We start from the raw sequence: 341 nt of genomic DNA on the forward strand, positions 1-341 counted from the left end.
AAAGGGCGGAAATCTGCATCCTGATGCACGATTCAAAGATTTTAATAATAAATTAGAATACAGGCTCAATGTGGATACGTCTGAAGAGGTTACTCATACGTATGTTCCTTTGCCGACTCGTATGACCAATAAAGATGCCACAGAGTTTATGGATCTGAAATACTATGAGACGACCATCAAAGTACCGGGCGAAGCAACAACAGAAAAATTTGGCACGCATCGCTTAGTCATAGCTAATAACGGATCCATGTACTATACCCCAGATCATTATCAAACTTTTATCCTCATTAAGGAGTAAGCACAACATGGGATACTACGACGACGGGTACGGCAATAGCTTC

The 341-nt window shown here is 41.1% G+C and carries 1 protein-coding gene; it reads left to right on the forward strand.

From position 1 onward, the window contains the following. On the forward strand, positions 1-298 hold a 298-nt coding region (locus tag HMPREF2609_RS04680; RefSeq protein WP_305793654.1), incomplete at its 5' end, for a ribonuclease domain-containing protein. Between the last annotated feature and the right edge of the window lie 43 nt (positions 299-341).

It is taken from the genome of Rothia sp. HMSC058E10, assembly GCF_001809415.1.
Classification (GTDB): Bacteria; Actinomycetota; Actinomycetes; order Actinomycetales; family Micrococcaceae; genus Rothia; species Rothia dentocariosa.